This window comes from Paenibacillus sp. JT22N12 (genome assembly GCF_056269365.1).
Genome location: NZ_JBWDNU010000016.1, coordinates 70614 through 84368 on the forward strand (window position 1 = coordinate 70614; position 13755 = coordinate 84368).

Below are 13755 nucleotides of genomic sequence, written 5' to 3' on the forward strand. Positions count from 1 at the left end.
GCGGCAATAGCCATAACAGCTACAGCCAGAACGTCAACGCTAAGGATAAATGGGACCGGACTTCCTGCGCGGTTAAGCCGTATTAGCCAAAGCCCGCCTAAACCTTTCATCAGTCGGCGGCAATCTGCCAGGTAATGCCGAACCGGTCCTCCACCCGCCCAAGCAAGGCGCCCCACGGCATCCTTCCAAACGGAAAAATAACCTTCCCTTCCCGGGCAAGCTTATCGAATATACCGGTGCCCTCCTTCTCCGACCCGCATTCGAGCGTGAGGTCAATCCGGTTACCCGCTCTTGCCGGAGTCATATCCGCCATATACAGCTTCAGATCCCCGGCTCTGAGCTCCAGATGGAGCACTCTCTCCTGCATCTCCTGCGGCATATCCGGCAGATCGGAATAATGCCTCAAGTTTACGATCTCGCCGCGCAGAACCTCTGCATAATAATTCCCTTGCGCATGCGCATCCTCAGAAAAAATGTAAGGCACCAGCTTAGGCATTATAAACACTCCTCTGCCTCTATTTTGCTTGATTCTATTATAGCAGGCGGCGTCTGTCAGCGGGGCAGGCGTTTGATTCCTGTGCGGCTTATACCTCTTCTCTATCGTTAATAACGTTTCTACCTACCTGCCAACCGCCAAGCAGGATTACACTGTCGACGAATGGCATGGCAGGCATATTGGGGCTGCTTTATTGGACTCAGGCATCGTGCTTACATGAATGCAGGCGCAAACTGAATCGGTTCATGCAAACACCGACTCCAATCATGGGGTTGTATGTTTTTTTTCGGAGAGTTGCCGTACTGGTAACGAAAAGGAAAGAGCGCCTCGCGAGGGGCGCTCTTGTTCCATCAGGCATAAGGCTCCATTCCTTTATCAATCCAGTCATCGCGAGTCGGGCCCAGCACATCGGGAACGCGCAAACCGGCTTGACGCATCAGGACCGTCATTTGGCCGCGATGGTGAATCTCATGCCGCAGCGAATACCGTAAAGAAGCGCCGTTCTGCCAATCCTCGCCTGCAATATTAACCACCTGAGCAAGGGATTCGTCGGTCCATTGGCTTCTTACCGCGCGCAGCATGGCTTGTCCGATACGGCGGTATTCACCGGCAATCTCTGCCGCCGAGGCAGGCGCGCCATTATCCTCCAAAGGCTCGTCAAAGGATAATCCAAGATAGGTCATGTAGTAAATGGAGCCTACGAGATGCCAGGCAATCTGGCCTAAAGTACGCTGATTTGCCGAAACGGCTTGTGTCAGCGATTCATCGGTAAGCGAATCCAGAACCCGCATGGTGACAGCAGACTCCATTTCGAATTCCTGCACAAAATCATCGATTTTTGTAAACATATCCGATCCCTCCGGTTCCAATTTCCTTACACCGCTAACTATACAGAGCCTTCACTGACAGCTGCAGTCAGTCAAGCAATATGGATGCCTTCCGGCGATCAGGCGCTGGGCAGGATTACAAGCCATTTTCTTTAATGAGCTCCACGAAGGCGGCAAAGGCTTTACTGGAATACCGGTCATCGCGGCGGACCAGGCTCGTTTGGATATACCGGAAATCCTCTGGAATGGGGCTGCTGCGCAGAACCGCATACTCTCCTGCCAAGACGGCTTCCGGCAGCAGCGTGGAAGCAAGTCCGGACCGCACGCAGCTCAGCAGCGTTTCTAGCGAACCGATCTCGATCATATTCACAAGTGGAATCCCTTCTCTGTACAGCCACTCTTCCAAAATCGCCCGAAAGGGGCAGCCCCGTGGAGAAACCGCCCATTTCATACCCGATAAGTCGGGATCACCCTCCAGCGTATGCTTGGTAAGCAGCTTGATTTCATCCTGCATGCTGTATTCGAATACCAGCCTGGATGACTTTATTTCACCGGTAATGAACGCTCCATCCAGCTGGTGGTTCACCACTTTTGCAAGCAGTTCCGAAGGGTTCCCGGTCGATAACGACAGCGAGACATCGGGATAGCTGGTTTGAAAGTCAGACAGGGCATTCATGAAATTGCCGCAGGTTACGGTCTCCACAACTCCAATAGCCAGCGGGCCGCTCGGATAAGATGTCTCCTGAACGACATTTACCGCTTCCTGGGACAGGCTCAGAATCCTGTGGGCATACTCCCGAAACAGGACTCCTTTCTCCGTAAGAACAACGCCCTTGGAATGCCGGTGAAACAGCGCAACCCCGAGCTCAGACTCCAATTTGCGAATCCGCGCCGTGACATTGGACTGCACGTACAGCAGCCGCTCAGCCGCGCGGGATATGCTGCCCTCCTCAGCGGTTATGTTAAAAACGTTAAGGTCAGTCAATTCCATGAGCAGATCCTCCGATTTGATATCAAAAATAATGATAGGAATATGAATATCAATCATTATACGATATGAAAATCCTTGTTTACAATGAAATCAGCCATACGGATAGGCAAATCGAAGAGCAAAGGGGAAAAAGAAATGAATACATTGACCGAATCACCAAAACTGCTTATTCTTGTCGGCAGCCCTCGGCGCGACGGGAATTCAGCGGCACTTGCCGCCGCCGTTCAACGCGGTGCGGAGGAAGCGGGTACGCAGGTTCAGCTCCGCTTCGTTGACGACTATATTTCCAGCTTTCTCCGCGACTGCCGGACCTGCCGTCTTCCAAGCGGCGAATGCTCCATTAACGACAGCTTCCGTTCTCTGTTCATCGACGAGTTCCTTCCCGCGCAGGGCGTGATTTTCTGCTCGCCCATCTATTGGTACGGCTTGTCCGGCCAGATGAAATCCTTTTTCGACCGTACATTCTGCTATTATGCAGCCTCGCACCCGGAATCCGTCCAGGTCGCCGAGGGAATGACCCGCAAGCGGATCGGTCTCGTTCTTGCCTCCGAGGAAACGTATCCGGGTGCGTCGCTCGGCATCATTCATCAGATTCAGGAGTTTTCCCGTTATACCCGTTCTGAATTTGCAGGTGTTGTCCGCGGCTTTGGCAACAGCCGCGGCGAGGTAACGCGCGACCCGAGTTCCCCCGTGTCTGCCGCCGAGCAGCTTGGGCGTGAGATCCTGGAGCGCAAATATTCCGATTTCCGCCATGATACCCCAAGAAGCGGAGAGGTTTGGCCATCCCGCTGACCTTCATAAAGCTTCATCTTCAGGTTATGCTCGGGCGGCGCTTCGCAAGCTCCTGCCTTCCGGAAAGCCGACGATAACGGGGAACGCTTCATTCAGGCTCCCCGCCCCCGTCCGGCCGCTGCAGCGGAATGGCCATCGTAATGACGGTTCCCCAGCGTCGTTTGCTGCGAATCGTCAGACCCTCGGCGGATTGGTACGTCAGCTTGATCCGTTTGTCGGTGTTGACCAATCCGATATGACGGTATACCTCTTCCTCCGATTCGAGACGGCTTCGCACCTCCTGCAGAATCGCAGCATCCATCCCTGGCCCGTCATCGATGACGGCAATGCGGATATGGCCGGGCAGGCGCGCCAGCTTGATTTTGATCCGCAGCTTGACCTCCTGCTCCCGGAGCCCATGGCTCATGCAGTTCTCGATGAGCGGCTGCAGCAGCAGTCTGGCTATGCCGGCATCCTGAAGCTCCTCGAAATCATACTGCCAGACGGCTTCAAACCGGTCCTTGTACCTGATCTGCTGGATTCGGATATAGGTTTTGGCGGACTCGATTTCCTGCGCCAGCGGCACGATCTCATTGGGCGTGTCCAGCGAATATTTGAGCAGCGCCGACAGATTCTCCAGCATCCGGTTGGCCTCGTTTGACTTGCCCGTCAGGCCCAGCACCTTCCAATAGATCGTTTCCAGCGTGTTGAACAGGAAATGGGGATTGATCTGGGCCTGCAGCGCCAGCAGCTCGGCCGTCCGGAGCTTATATTTTTTTTCCGCGAGCTGCGCACTCAGGTAATGACGCTCGATAAAATTTTTGATAATCCTCTGCGCGATATAGCCGTATTCGTCCGTCTTGCGGGCGGAATCGGCTTCGGGCAGCGGCGCGCCAGTCTCCGCATGCTGGATAAGCTCGATAATGCGGCGGATATGTCTGACGCTGCGCTGCGTCAGCAGCCAGGTCAGGGCAAGTCCCAATACAAAGGACAGCAGGACGAAAAACACAGTGAGCGCGCTAAGCTGGAACGGAATCCGGTTGAGCGACAGCCTCGGCGTCACCGAGATGTAGGTCCATCCGGACTTTGCCTTAAACTGGGAGACCAGATATGTCGTCCCTCCCGTTTTCCAATTGGCGGAGTGGTCCGAATAAGGAATCCGGCCGATATCCGGAATCGGGGAACCGGTCTGGGTATGCGTCTGAAAGACAGGACTGCCGCTTTCGTCCATAACAAAAATTTGCTGATCAGGATAAGTCGTCATGTCGGCAAGCAGCTTTTCGATACAACCGGTATCAATGTTGAGCACGATAACGCCGCTCGGACGATCCTGCACATTCGACACCAGATTCTGATACAAGGTCGTGACGGCGACCGGCGCTTCGAACGAATAACGCCTGATCCTCCTGGATTCCGTCCATATGGCCGTCCGATCCGGATGCGCGGCAAAGCTGTCCATCCATGAGGGATCATTAAATCCCTGCAGCCGGACCAGCCCCTCGCCGCTTGCCAGGAACTGGCGATAGGGATTGTTGACATAGACATAGATCGACTCCATATACGGCTTGGCGTTGGAGGGGCCGTTGATGTAGTTGAGCATCGTCTTCATCAGCCGCAGATTTTCCAGCGTCAGGGTCTGGGTGCGCATGATCTCTCCCAGTCTGAAGACGACCTCCGAGTTGCCCAGACTGACGTTCAGCGAATTCATTTCGTCCACGATAAGCTCCATATTGCGGTCGATCTGATTGAACAAAACCAGATTGTTTTTATTGATTTCGCCCTGAATATACTGCTTGGTGACGACAATCGACAATGTGCCCAGAATGATGACCGGGATCAGGAGGGGAAACAGGAACAGCAGCAGATTTTTAATAAAAAACCGGGTCCTCATTCGGGGCTTCTTTCTTGTTCCCGGCCATTACGGTATTCCCGGGGGCTCATGCCGAAATATTTTCTGAAGGTGCGGGTGAAATTTTTGGGATAGCTGTAGCCGACCATTTCGCTGATTTCAAACGTTTTGTAGCGGATGTCCCGCAGCAGCTCGGCCGCTTTGTTCATCCGGACCTCCACGATATAATCCGAGAAATTCCGGCCCGTCCTCGTTTTGAAAAACTTGCTGACATAGTCCGGATTCATTCTCACGAGCCGCGCCGCCTCATCCAGGGACGCTTCGGCATAATGCTGCTCCACATACCGCTTTATCGTTTCGATCACTTTCTCGTGAAAGGAACCGCCGTTGTCTGAATCAGACAGTCCGCCGTCATGCGGCTGTGCCGCTGCTGCTTCATCCAGCTCTGACCGGATTTTCGAAAACTCGCCGTACAGCTCCTCGAAGCCGGTAGGCTTGACAATATAACTCCTCACATCATAAGCCAGGGCCTTTCTGGCATATTCGAATTCTTTGTGGGCGCTGAGCAGTACGATGCGGATGCGGCGGCCGCTCTCATGAAGTGTTCTGGCAAGCTCAAGTCCGTCCATCACCGGCATGGCAATGTCGCACAGCAGAACATCCACGGGATGCGCCAAAATATAATCGAGCGCCTCGCGTCCATTCCCGAACGTCCCCGCAATCGTAAACCCGAGTTGATTCCAGGGAAAATATTGCGCCAATCCGCTGCGGATTTCGACTTCATCGTCCACCAATACAAGTTTGTACATTATCGCTCATCTCCTGCAGAATACAAGCCTCTTTAAATAAGAGTAATCCTATCGGATATATTAAAAAGGATAGCGGACTTTTCGGATCTTGTACAGAAAAATTGCATCAGGCGGCGTTTGCCTTCGCTTATCGCCTGCGGAATCGGGATAAATTCTCCGCAGATGGTGCGATCCCGGTTCAGGATACCTTTCAACACCAAATGGCCCGCGAGTGATACCAAATACCAAGAAGCACATCTTTTTATTTCCGAGTATTCCGCTTATATTTGAATATAGGCATGAACAGACAAAGGGGAGGAAACCTGCAATGAGAAATCCGATTAAACTGATAAGTCTTATAAGCTTCATATTATTGTTGACGACCGCGCTTTCGGGCTGTGGCACGGGAGCAAACGAAAACGGGACAAACGCTGCCGGCAATCCGGCCCAGACGGGCAATGCAACACAGGCGGATGACGCGGGACAGTCTAACGAAAAGGTGACGCTGAGATTTGCCTGGTGGGGCTCGGAGGACCGGCATAAAGCGCTGCTGGCAGCCATCGACGCGTATACGAAGAAGAATCCGAACATTACGATTGAGCCGGAATACAGCGGATTTGACGGTTATTACCAGAAGCTTGTGACTCAGCTCTCGGGCGGAACCGCGCCTGATCTGACGCCGCTGTCGGTTGACTGGATCGATGATATCGCCGTTAAGGGCAATCTGGTGCTTGATCTTTATTCCCAGAAGCAAAACATCAATCTGGATGCGTTTGATCCCGATTTTCTGAATAAGTATACGGTGTTTGATCAGAAGCTCGTAGGTCTGCCGATGGGCGTCAACGGCATGGTGATCGCCTACAACAAGGATTTCTTCAAGAAATTCGGCATTCCCGAGGACACGAACTGGGATTGGGCGAAAATTGACGAAATCGGCAGGAAGGTTCACCAGCAGGATCCGGACGCCTATCTGCTGGCATCGTTGGATGTCCGCGGATTTCTGCAGCCTTACGTCCGCCAGCAAACAAACAAGCAGTGGATTCAGGACGACAAGACGCTCGGCTTTGATCAGGCTGTGCTGACCGACGCGCTGGCGTATTACAAGAAGCTGCTGGACGACGGCGTGCTTGAGCCTCTGGCAGAGAGCAGTCTGTACCCGGATATCACGCAGAATACCGCATGGCAAAAAGGCAATATTGGCCTCAGCTTCGGCCTCGCCTCCACGCTGGTCGCGTTGAAATCGGTCATTCCGAATATCGACGTCACGACATATCCGATTCCCGCGAATGCGAAGACTTCAGCTGTGCTCGTCAATCCAAGCAATCCGCTGGCCATCAATAAAGCCTCCAAGCATCCGGAGGAAGCCGCCAAATTCGCGAGCTGGCTGCTGACCGACCCCGAAGCCGCGCTTATTCTGGGCGACGTCTACAGCGTACCGCCGGTGGAGAGCAATTCGGAGCTGCTGGTCCAGAACAATAAAATTGACCCGACGGTCGCCAAAGCAGTCAAGCTGGCGCTGGCCAAGCCAGGGGATCCCGTGAACGGCATCAGCGGCAATCAGGAGCTGTCGGATCTGGCGACGGACTATCTGCAGCAGGTCGGGTTCGGCGGGATAACGCCGGAGCAGGCGGCCCGGGAGCTGATGGACAGAATGACGGAAAAACTGAAGGATATTAAATAGAGACAATGAAGAAATATATCGGACTGGTCTATATAAGTCCCTGGCTGATCGGCTTCCTCGTATTGACGCTTTATCCGTTTGGCGCGTCGCTGTTTTATTCGTTCACGGATTACAGCATGATCCGTCCCCCTGAGTGGGTGGGCTTGCAAAACTACATCGGGATCTTCACCAAAGATCCCGATTTCATCAAATCATTGAAGGCCACGGCCATCTATGTGGCGATGGCCGTTCCGGCGAAGCTGATATTCGCCCTGCTGGTGGCGCTTGTGCTGAATTTGCCGGTACGGGGAATCGCCTGGTTCCGGACAATCTATTATCTGCCATCCATTCTGGGCGGCAGTATCGCCGTGTCCGTGTTATGGAAGTTTCTGTTCATGCGCGACGGACTGGTCAATCATGCGCTTGCGGCGGCTTCCATTCCCCCTGTCAATTGGCTTGGCGATCCGAAGCTTGCCTTATTTACGATCGCGCTGCTGCCGGTCTGGGAATTCGGCTCGTCCATGATTATTTTCCTGGCCGGCCTGAAGCAGGTTCCGAAGGAGCTGTACGAGGCGGCAAGAGTAGACGGCTCTTCGAGGGTTGGCATGTTTTTTCATATCACGCTGCCTTTGCTTACACCCGTTATTTTGTTCAACCTCGTGATGCAGACGATCGGCGCCTTCCAGCAGTTTACCGCCGCATTCGTCATAACGGGCGGGGGACCCGTGAAATCGACATACCTGTACGGACTGATGCTGTATGATAACGCCTTTCATTATTTCAAAATGGGGTACGCTTCCGCTTTGTCGTGGATTTTGTTCCTTATTATTCTGACGGTTACCTACGTCCTGATGAAGCTTTCGGGCCGCTGGACGTATTATGAGGACGGGGGTGGGCGGTTGTGACGCTGCGGCGAAATACGACAGTCGTTCTGCTGCTGTCGGTATTCGGCATTTTGTTTGTCTATCCCTTGATCTGGCTTGTGTCGGCATCGTTCAAGCCGAACGCCGAAGTATTTTCCTCGATCGGCCTTGTGCCGTCATCTTTTGTATGGGATTCTTACAGCAAGGGCTGGATGGGTATCGGCGCGAATAATTTTGGCGTTTTTTTCCGCAATACGCTGATTCTGGTCATTCCGGTAGTGGTGCTGACCGTGCTGTCCAGCATACTTGTGGCGTACGGATTTGCCCGTTTCCGCTTTCCGCTGAAGCGGCTCCTGTTCGCCCTGATGATCTCGACTCTGATGCTGCCTGATGCGGTCGTCCTCGTCCCGCGGTATATTTTGTTCCGCCGCTTCGGCTGGCTCAACACGTATCTGCCGTTCTACGTTCCCGCTCTGCTGGCCGTACACGCCTTTTTTATCTTTCTGCTGATCCAGTTCCTGCGCGGCATTCCCCGGGATCTGGACGAGGCCGCGGTAATGGACGGGTGCGGCTCGCTGGGTATTCTGACCAAGGTGCTGGTGCCCCTGACCGTGCCGGCTCTGATTACCGCTGCGCTCTTCCAGTTTATATGGACATGGAACGAGTTTTTCAACGCCCTGATCTATATCAACAGCGTGTCGAAGTTCCCCGTTTCCCTCGGGCTGCGCATGACGCTTGACAATGAAGGGGCGGTTCATTGGAACCAGGTGATGGCTATGTCCGTCGTGGCCATTATGCCCTGTGTGCTCGTTTTTTTTCTGGCGCAAAAGTATTTTATCGAAGGAATTTCCACAACGGGATTGAAGGGTTGAACATGACGATCTTAAGTATCGCTTTCGAAGTGAGTGGTCGCTTGGGCATCCGGCAGGGTCGGAATGCTTAAGGTTAATCATGCAATAACTTTTAGGAGGAATCGTAGTGGCGGAAATTGAAAAGGACGCTGCTGCCCGCAGAACCGGAAAAGAAGCGGCAGAGCAGCCGAATGTGATTGTGTTTTTTACCGACCAGCAGCGCTGGGACACGACAGGCGTGCACGGCAATCCGCTGGGGCTGACGCCGAATTTCGACCAGATGGCCCGTTCCGGAACGCATCTGGAGCATGCCTTCACATGCCAGCCGGTATGCGCGCCGGCCCGTTCCAGCCTGCAGACCGGGCTGTATGCCACCGAGACCGGCTGCTACCGCAATGGGATACCCCTGCGTCAGGACCTGCCGACGCTCGCCCATTATTTCAACGAAGCCGGGTACGACACCGGCTATATCGGCAAGTGGCATCTGGCCGTCACCCGCGACAAGCCGGTGCCGGAGCATCTGCGCGGCGGCTACAACTACTGGCTGGCTGCGGACGCGCTGGAGCATACGTCGGATGCGTACGAGACTTTGCTTTATGACAACGATGAGCAGCCTGTCAGCCTGCCGGGATACCGCGTCGACGCGCTAACGGATGCGGCGGTGCGCTTTATCGACAAGCGCAAGGACAAGCCGTTTTTTCTGTTCCTGTCCTATCTGGAGCCCCACCATCAGAACCGCCGGGACGATTATCCCGCTCCGGATGTGTACCGCGATGCCTATACCGGCAGATGGACTCCGCCTGACCTGGCCGCGCTCGGAGGGACGGCGCATCAGCAGCTTGGCGGCTATTACGGCATGGTGAAGCGCCTGGATGAGGCCTTGGGCCGGATCCGGGACGCGCTTCGAAGCCTGCATTTGACGGAGAACACCATCATTCTGTTTACTTCCGACCACGGCTCGCATTTCAAAACGCGCAACTCCGAATATAAGCGCTCCTGCCACGAAAGCTCTATCCGCGTTCCCGCCGCGCTCTACGGCGGCCGGTTTACTGGAGGCGGCCAGATCAGGGAGCTGGTCAGTCTGGTCGATTTTACCCCGACGCTGCTTGCGGCTGCCGGTATTCCGGTTCCCGGGCATATGCAGGGCGGATCGATCATGCCGCTGCTAAATGGCGGGCGCAGCGATTGGCCCGGCGAAGTATTCGTGCAGATCAGCGAATCCCAGACGGGTCGGGCGGTTCGCACACAGCGCTGGAAGTACGGCGTAACAGCCTCGGATACCGACGCGCCACCTGCGGCATCCGCCGACCGGTATATCGAGCAATTTCTATATGATCTGTATGCCGATCCCTATGAGCTTACGAATCTGGCAGGCTTCGATTCCCACCGCGCGGTGTCGGACCATCTCCGTGAAACACTGATCAGACGAATGCTGCAGGCAGGAGAAGCGGCGCCGGTCATTGGAGACGCTCCCTCCATAACCTCCGGCCAGCGGAAAGTGGATGAGGCGGAGATTTATTTATGACAGCCAGCTGGTCGTTTAGCAGCTGTAGTTGCAGCGCAGTCCATGACGCAGAATGGTTAAGCCACTCTGGCCTCGCTATGCTATTGGCCCAACAATTTGATGGCCAGAAGATTTAGGATCACGGCCCCTGGCCCGTATATGTAGCGGAAGCCAGCACTGTTCTGCCTTCTTATACATTTCCCCTGGCGCAAAAAATAACATTGATTACCAGGCTTCCTGTGCATGTTGACAGGAGGCCTTTTTCTTCTGGCCGCCAGAAAGAACTAACCGATCCAGATCCTCGGCAATTTTTCGGTAAAGGTCCCTTTGTCCTGATTGAGGGATAGGCGCTGCAAAGCCTCTGGTAAAGCTAGTTACAAAATAAGGCCGGGTTTCCCCTCCATCAGTGAGCGGTGCCCGGCTTTTGTTTTTTTATCCTAAGAAGAAACGGCCGTGCCGTCCTTTGGCGGCGCAGTTAGTTTCTTCCCTCAGAAATATCAGAAGAAACGGCTTCGCCGTCCTCTGCATTGCTGTTTTCGCGCTTTCGCTGCCCATTTTTCACAAGGAAGCTTGACAGCCGCAAAACGGCTTGTTATTATGTCCGTAATAGATATATCCATTATGGATATAAAAGTGGAAGGGTGGTATTTATTTGTCCCGAAGCAACTCTCTGGATAATGAGCAATTAACGGATGCCGCCTATTATATTCTGCTGTCCGTGCTCGCTCCCAGACATGGATATGGCATTATGAGCTACATCGAGCAATTGACGGATAAAGAAGTCATTATCGGGCCTGCTACGGCCTATACCTTGATCAAAAAGCTGCTGGGAAGCCAATATATCGTGCTGTCAGAGGAAGAGGATAACGATAGGCGCAAAACTTACATGATTACGGAGAAAGGCAGGCGAATTGTCGCGGAGGAGATTGAGCGCCGCTCCCGCATGGCGCAGCATGGATTGCAAGCTTTACATTCTTCGAAGGAGGAATCAGGTTATGAGTAAACGATACAAATATATGGCTTCCGGGGGACTTGCCTTCACTGAGGAACGAGACATGGACAGACTGAGCCGCCTGGCGGCCAAGGGATGGATTCTCGAATCCTTTGCTTTCCTTGGATACCGCCTGCGGCGAAGCGAGCCGCAGCAGTTAACCTACTGCGTGGATTACAATCAGGTGAATGAACGCGATATGACTGATTACGTGGAACTATTCGAAGCTGGAGGCTGGCACAAGGTCTGCTCAAGCGAGCGAATCCACATCTTTTCCGCCAGGAAGGGAACTGCGCCGATTTACACGGATAACGACACCCATTACGAGAAGTACAATAGCTCTGTCAAGATGATGAGGCCCTTGCTGCTGGCGCCTGTCCTGACGCTCGTCCTGCTGGCGCTGCTTCTGTTTGTTCCATCCATTGACGAGGCTGCGCTGGCTCTGGCAAACACGCTGAGAGTCCTGATTGCACTCGGAGCTGTCATCAGCATCCCGGTGCTGATGACGTATATATCCCTTATGATCCGATTAAGAAGGGTCAACCGAACCTAATTGAGCCACAAACAGCCAGCTGACAGACATCCCTCCGCTTGGCGTTGATGCCCCCGTCCTCATCGCGGAGGGCAGAGAAAATGACCCTGGGTATCGAATGTCAGCGATCAGCAAGCAAGATTTTTCCATTCTCGTTTGTTGAAAAAATCATCTTTATTAAATAGTAACACTTGATATCATTTAGTATTATTCGGAATTACAAAAAAGCAATATCTTCTTACAAGTCCAGTAAATCCGCGGCTTTCAGGCTGCTTCCACATCAGCTGCGCCCCGCTAATTCAAGGTATCTTTGCGCCTCATAAGTGAAGCTTGGCTCACAAACTGCTCTGCCCGCCATTCAATCCGATCGGTGAATTAAGAGGCAGTATCCTTCCGGGCCTTTGGCCACAACGTGTAGCTGAAGCTGATCACAAAGTCTATAGCGAGCACGAGCGACCATATCCGAATTACCTGCATAAGCCCCTCCGTCCGGTCTCCCGCATTCACCATCACAATCATTCCATATAGGATCGCGCAGCCGATTCCCCAGGCAAGCGCGTGCTGAAACCAGCCTTTCCGCTCATTCCTGGCATGCTCCTTTCCATGCTTGACTCTCTTGACTGGAGCCGGACCATTGGCAAAACGCTGGGCAAAGCGGATATCCGCCCACTTTATCATCCCGTGGCCATAGATCAGGGAGACGCCGATGTAGATGGCAGCCAGACCGTGAGCAGCGCTGGCTTCCGCGCCTCCCCGCAAATCGGTGACGGCAGCAATAAGGAGTATGAGATCAATGACAGGGGTACAATACAGCAGTATGGCGCCTGTTCTCTTCGCTTTCAGGATGTATCGGCATACCAGTCCGGCCAGCACAAATATCCAGAATGCAATTTCGCAGCCAATGATAACGACAGTGATCATCTTTGATTCTCCTTTTTTATACATATATAGACTTCGACTGTTTCTTCTTAATACAACTGTACGATATAAATTATACCGCGTTTGTTTTATAATACAACCGTGTTATAATAAATTATGCCTAAAATTGTGAATCACCAGCAGCGAAAAGAACAAATTGCCGAAGCCGCTTGGCGGGTCATACGCCGGGATGGCCTGGATGGTGCAACCGTCCGCCGGATTGCGGAGGAAACGGGTATTTCCTTTGGATCCCTGCGGCATTATTTTGTTACCCAGGATGAGCTTCTGGCTTTTGCCATGAGGCTTGTTTCACAGCGTGTAAACCATCGTATTAAAAATCTGCCGTTCAGCGGGAATTCGCGGCTTGATATGGAAATGATCATTGCCGAGCTGGTACCTCTTGATGAAGAACGGCGCTGCGAATCCGAGGTTTGGCTGGTTTTTGCGGGGAAAGCGATCTCTGATCCTGCAATCCGGGCATTGAGTCATGAGGTTCATGACGAGCTTCGTGCCGCTTTTCGCCAAATGATCGATTCTCTGATTGCCGGCAAGCTGGTCAGGGAAAGCATCGATGCTGAGTACGAGGCGGGCAGGCTCCATGCGCTTGTGGACGGTTTGGTCCTGCATCATACCGTCTACCCGGAGCAGTTCAGCCAAGCACAGATGATGTCTATTATCTCCGGCCATCTGGACCGCCTCTTCCAGCCGGTTTAA

General features: G+C 53.4%; 14 protein-coding genes. 8 read left to right on the forward strand and 6 right to left on the reverse strand.

Annotation, left to right across the window (positions count from 1 at the left end):
• Positions 1 to 109 precede the first annotated feature (109 nt).
• The 3 genes from AC0YOA_RS33485 to AC0YOA_RS33495 form a co-directional block, all read right to left on the reverse strand.
• Positions 110 to 496, reverse strand: a complete 387-nt coding sequence (locus AC0YOA_RS33485) for a VOC family protein (protein ID WP_475790272.1) — start codon at positions 494 to 496, stop codon at positions 110 to 112.
• Between the two features lie 350 nt (positions 497 to 846).
• Positions 847 to 1344: a DinB family protein gene (locus AC0YOA_RS33490; RefSeq protein ID WP_475790273.1), complete on the reverse strand. Its 498-nt coding sequence runs from the start codon at positions 1342 to 1344 to the stop codon at positions 847 to 849.
• 115 nt (positions 1345 to 1459) lie between these two features.
• The gene (locus AC0YOA_RS33495; protein ID WP_475790274.1) at positions 1460 to 2314 is read right to left on the reverse strand and encodes a LysR family transcriptional regulator; all 855 of its coding nucleotides are present in this window, start codon (positions 2312 to 2314) and stop codon (positions 1460 to 1462) included.
• A gap of 135 nt (positions 2315 to 2449) precedes the next feature.
• Between AC0YOA_RS33495 and AC0YOA_RS33500 the strand changes: the two genes are divergently transcribed.
• Positions 2450 to 3106: a flavodoxin family protein gene (locus AC0YOA_RS33500; RefSeq protein WP_475790275.1), complete on the forward strand. Its 657-nt coding sequence runs from the start codon at positions 2450 to 2452 to the stop codon at positions 3104 to 3106.
• Positions 3107 to 3194: 88 nt separating this feature from the next.
• On the opposite strand, the gene AC0YOA_RS33505 is transcribed toward AC0YOA_RS33500, so the two are convergent.
• On the reverse strand, positions 3195 to 4976 hold the full coding sequence (locus tag AC0YOA_RS33505; RefSeq protein ID WP_475790276.1) for a cache domain-containing sensor histidine kinase: 1782 nt from the start codon (positions 4974 to 4976) through the stop codon (positions 3195 to 3197).
• The gene (locus AC0YOA_RS33510) at positions 4973 to 5743 is read right to left on the reverse strand and encodes a response regulator transcription factor (RefSeq protein ID WP_475790277.1); all 771 of its coding nucleotides are present in this window, start codon (positions 5741 to 5743) and stop codon (positions 4973 to 4975) included. The genes AC0YOA_RS33505 and AC0YOA_RS33510 overlap by 4 nt, the downstream gene beginning before the upstream one ends.
• A gap of 307 nt (positions 5744 to 6050) precedes the next feature.
• On the opposite strand from AC0YOA_RS33510, the gene AC0YOA_RS33515 reads away from it, so the two are divergent.
• The 6 genes from AC0YOA_RS33515 (at position 6051) to AC0YOA_RS33540 (ending at position 12144) form a co-directional block, all read left to right on the forward strand.
• On the forward strand, positions 6051 to 7403 hold the full coding sequence (locus tag AC0YOA_RS33515) for an ABC transporter substrate-binding protein (RefSeq protein WP_475790278.1): 1353 nt from the start codon (positions 6051 to 6053) through the stop codon (positions 7401 to 7403).
• Positions 7404 to 7408: 5 nt separating this feature from the next.
• Entirely contained in the window at positions 7409 to 8287 is an 879-nt protein-coding gene (locus AC0YOA_RS33520; protein ID WP_475790279.1) for a carbohydrate ABC transporter permease, read from the forward strand.
• Complete coding sequence (locus AC0YOA_RS33525) at positions 8284 to 9117, forward strand: carbohydrate ABC transporter permease (protein ID WP_475790280.1); 834 nt, start codon at positions 8284 to 8286, stop codon at positions 9115 to 9117. The genes AC0YOA_RS33520 and AC0YOA_RS33525 overlap by 4 nt, the downstream gene beginning before the upstream one ends.
• A gap of 106 nt (positions 9118 to 9223) precedes the next feature.
• Entirely contained in the window at positions 9224 to 10621 is a 1398-nt protein-coding gene (locus tag AC0YOA_RS33530) for a sulfatase family protein (RefSeq protein WP_475790281.1), read from the forward strand.
• 631 nt (positions 10622 to 11252) lie between these two features.
• On the forward strand, positions 11253 to 11603 hold the full coding sequence (locus AC0YOA_RS33535) for a PadR family transcriptional regulator (RefSeq protein WP_210046205.1): 351 nt from the start codon (positions 11253 to 11255) through the stop codon (positions 11601 to 11603).
• Entirely contained in the window at positions 11596 to 12144 is a 549-nt protein-coding gene (locus AC0YOA_RS33540; RefSeq protein WP_475790282.1) for a DUF2812 domain-containing protein, read from the forward strand. The genes AC0YOA_RS33535 and AC0YOA_RS33540 overlap by 8 nt, the downstream gene beginning before the upstream one ends.
• A 354-nt stretch (positions 12145 to 12498) precedes the next feature.
• On the opposite strand, the gene AC0YOA_RS33545 is transcribed toward AC0YOA_RS33540, so the two are convergent.
• The gene (locus AC0YOA_RS33545; RefSeq protein ID WP_475790283.1) at positions 12499 to 13044 is read right to left on the reverse strand and encodes a hypothetical protein; all 546 of its coding nucleotides are present in this window, start codon (positions 13042 to 13044) and stop codon (positions 12499 to 12501) included.
• 114 nt (positions 13045 to 13158) lie between these two features.
• Between AC0YOA_RS33545 and AC0YOA_RS33550 the strand changes: the two genes are divergently transcribed.
• On the forward strand, positions 13159 to 13755 hold the full coding sequence (locus tag AC0YOA_RS33550; RefSeq protein ID WP_475790284.1) for a TetR/AcrR family transcriptional regulator: 597 nt from the start codon (positions 13159 to 13161) through the stop codon (positions 13753 to 13755).

Excerpts from the sequence above, each read along its gene's own strand:
- AC0YOA_RS33540 (WP_475790282.1), top strand. The coding sequence starts at position 11,596 with ATGAGTAAACGATACAAATATATGGCTTCCGGGGGACTTGCCTTCACT.
- AC0YOA_RS33545 (WP_475790283.1), bottom strand. The coding sequence starts at position 13,044 with ATGATCACTGTCGTTATCATTGGCTGCGAAATTGCATTCTGGATATTT.
- AC0YOA_RS33495 (WP_475790274.1), bottom strand. The coding sequence starts at position 2,314 with ATGGAATTGACTGACCTTAACGTTTTTAACATAACCGCTGAGGAGGGC.
- AC0YOA_RS33505 (WP_475790276.1), bottom strand. The coding sequence starts at position 4,976 with ATGAGGACCCGGTTTTTTATTAAAAATCTGCTGCTGTTCCTGTTTCCC.
- AC0YOA_RS33485 (WP_475790272.1), bottom strand. The coding sequence starts at position 496 with ATGCCTAAGCTGGTGCCTTACATTTTTTCTGAGGATGCGCATGCGCAA.
- AC0YOA_RS33500 (WP_475790275.1), top strand. The coding sequence starts at position 2,450 with ATGAATACATTGACCGAATCACCAAAACTGCTTATTCTTGTCGGCAGC.
- AC0YOA_RS33510 (WP_475790277.1), bottom strand. The coding sequence starts at position 5,743 with ATGTACAAACTTGTATTGGTGGACGATGAAGTCGAAATCCGCAGCGGA.
- AC0YOA_RS33550 (WP_475790284.1), top strand. The coding sequence starts at position 13,159 with ATGCCTAAAATTGTGAATCACCAGCAGCGAAAAGAACAAATTGCCGAA.
- AC0YOA_RS33520 (WP_475790279.1), top strand. The coding sequence starts at position 7,409 with ATGAAGAAATATATCGGACTGGTCTATATAAGTCCCTGGCTGATCGGC.
- AC0YOA_RS33515 (WP_475790278.1), top strand. The coding sequence starts at position 6,051 with ATGAGAAATCCGATTAAACTGATAAGTCTTATAAGCTTCATATTATTG.
- AC0YOA_RS33490 (WP_475790273.1), bottom strand. The coding sequence starts at position 1,344 with ATGTTTACAAAAATCGATGATTTTGTGCAGGAATTCGAAATGGAGTCT.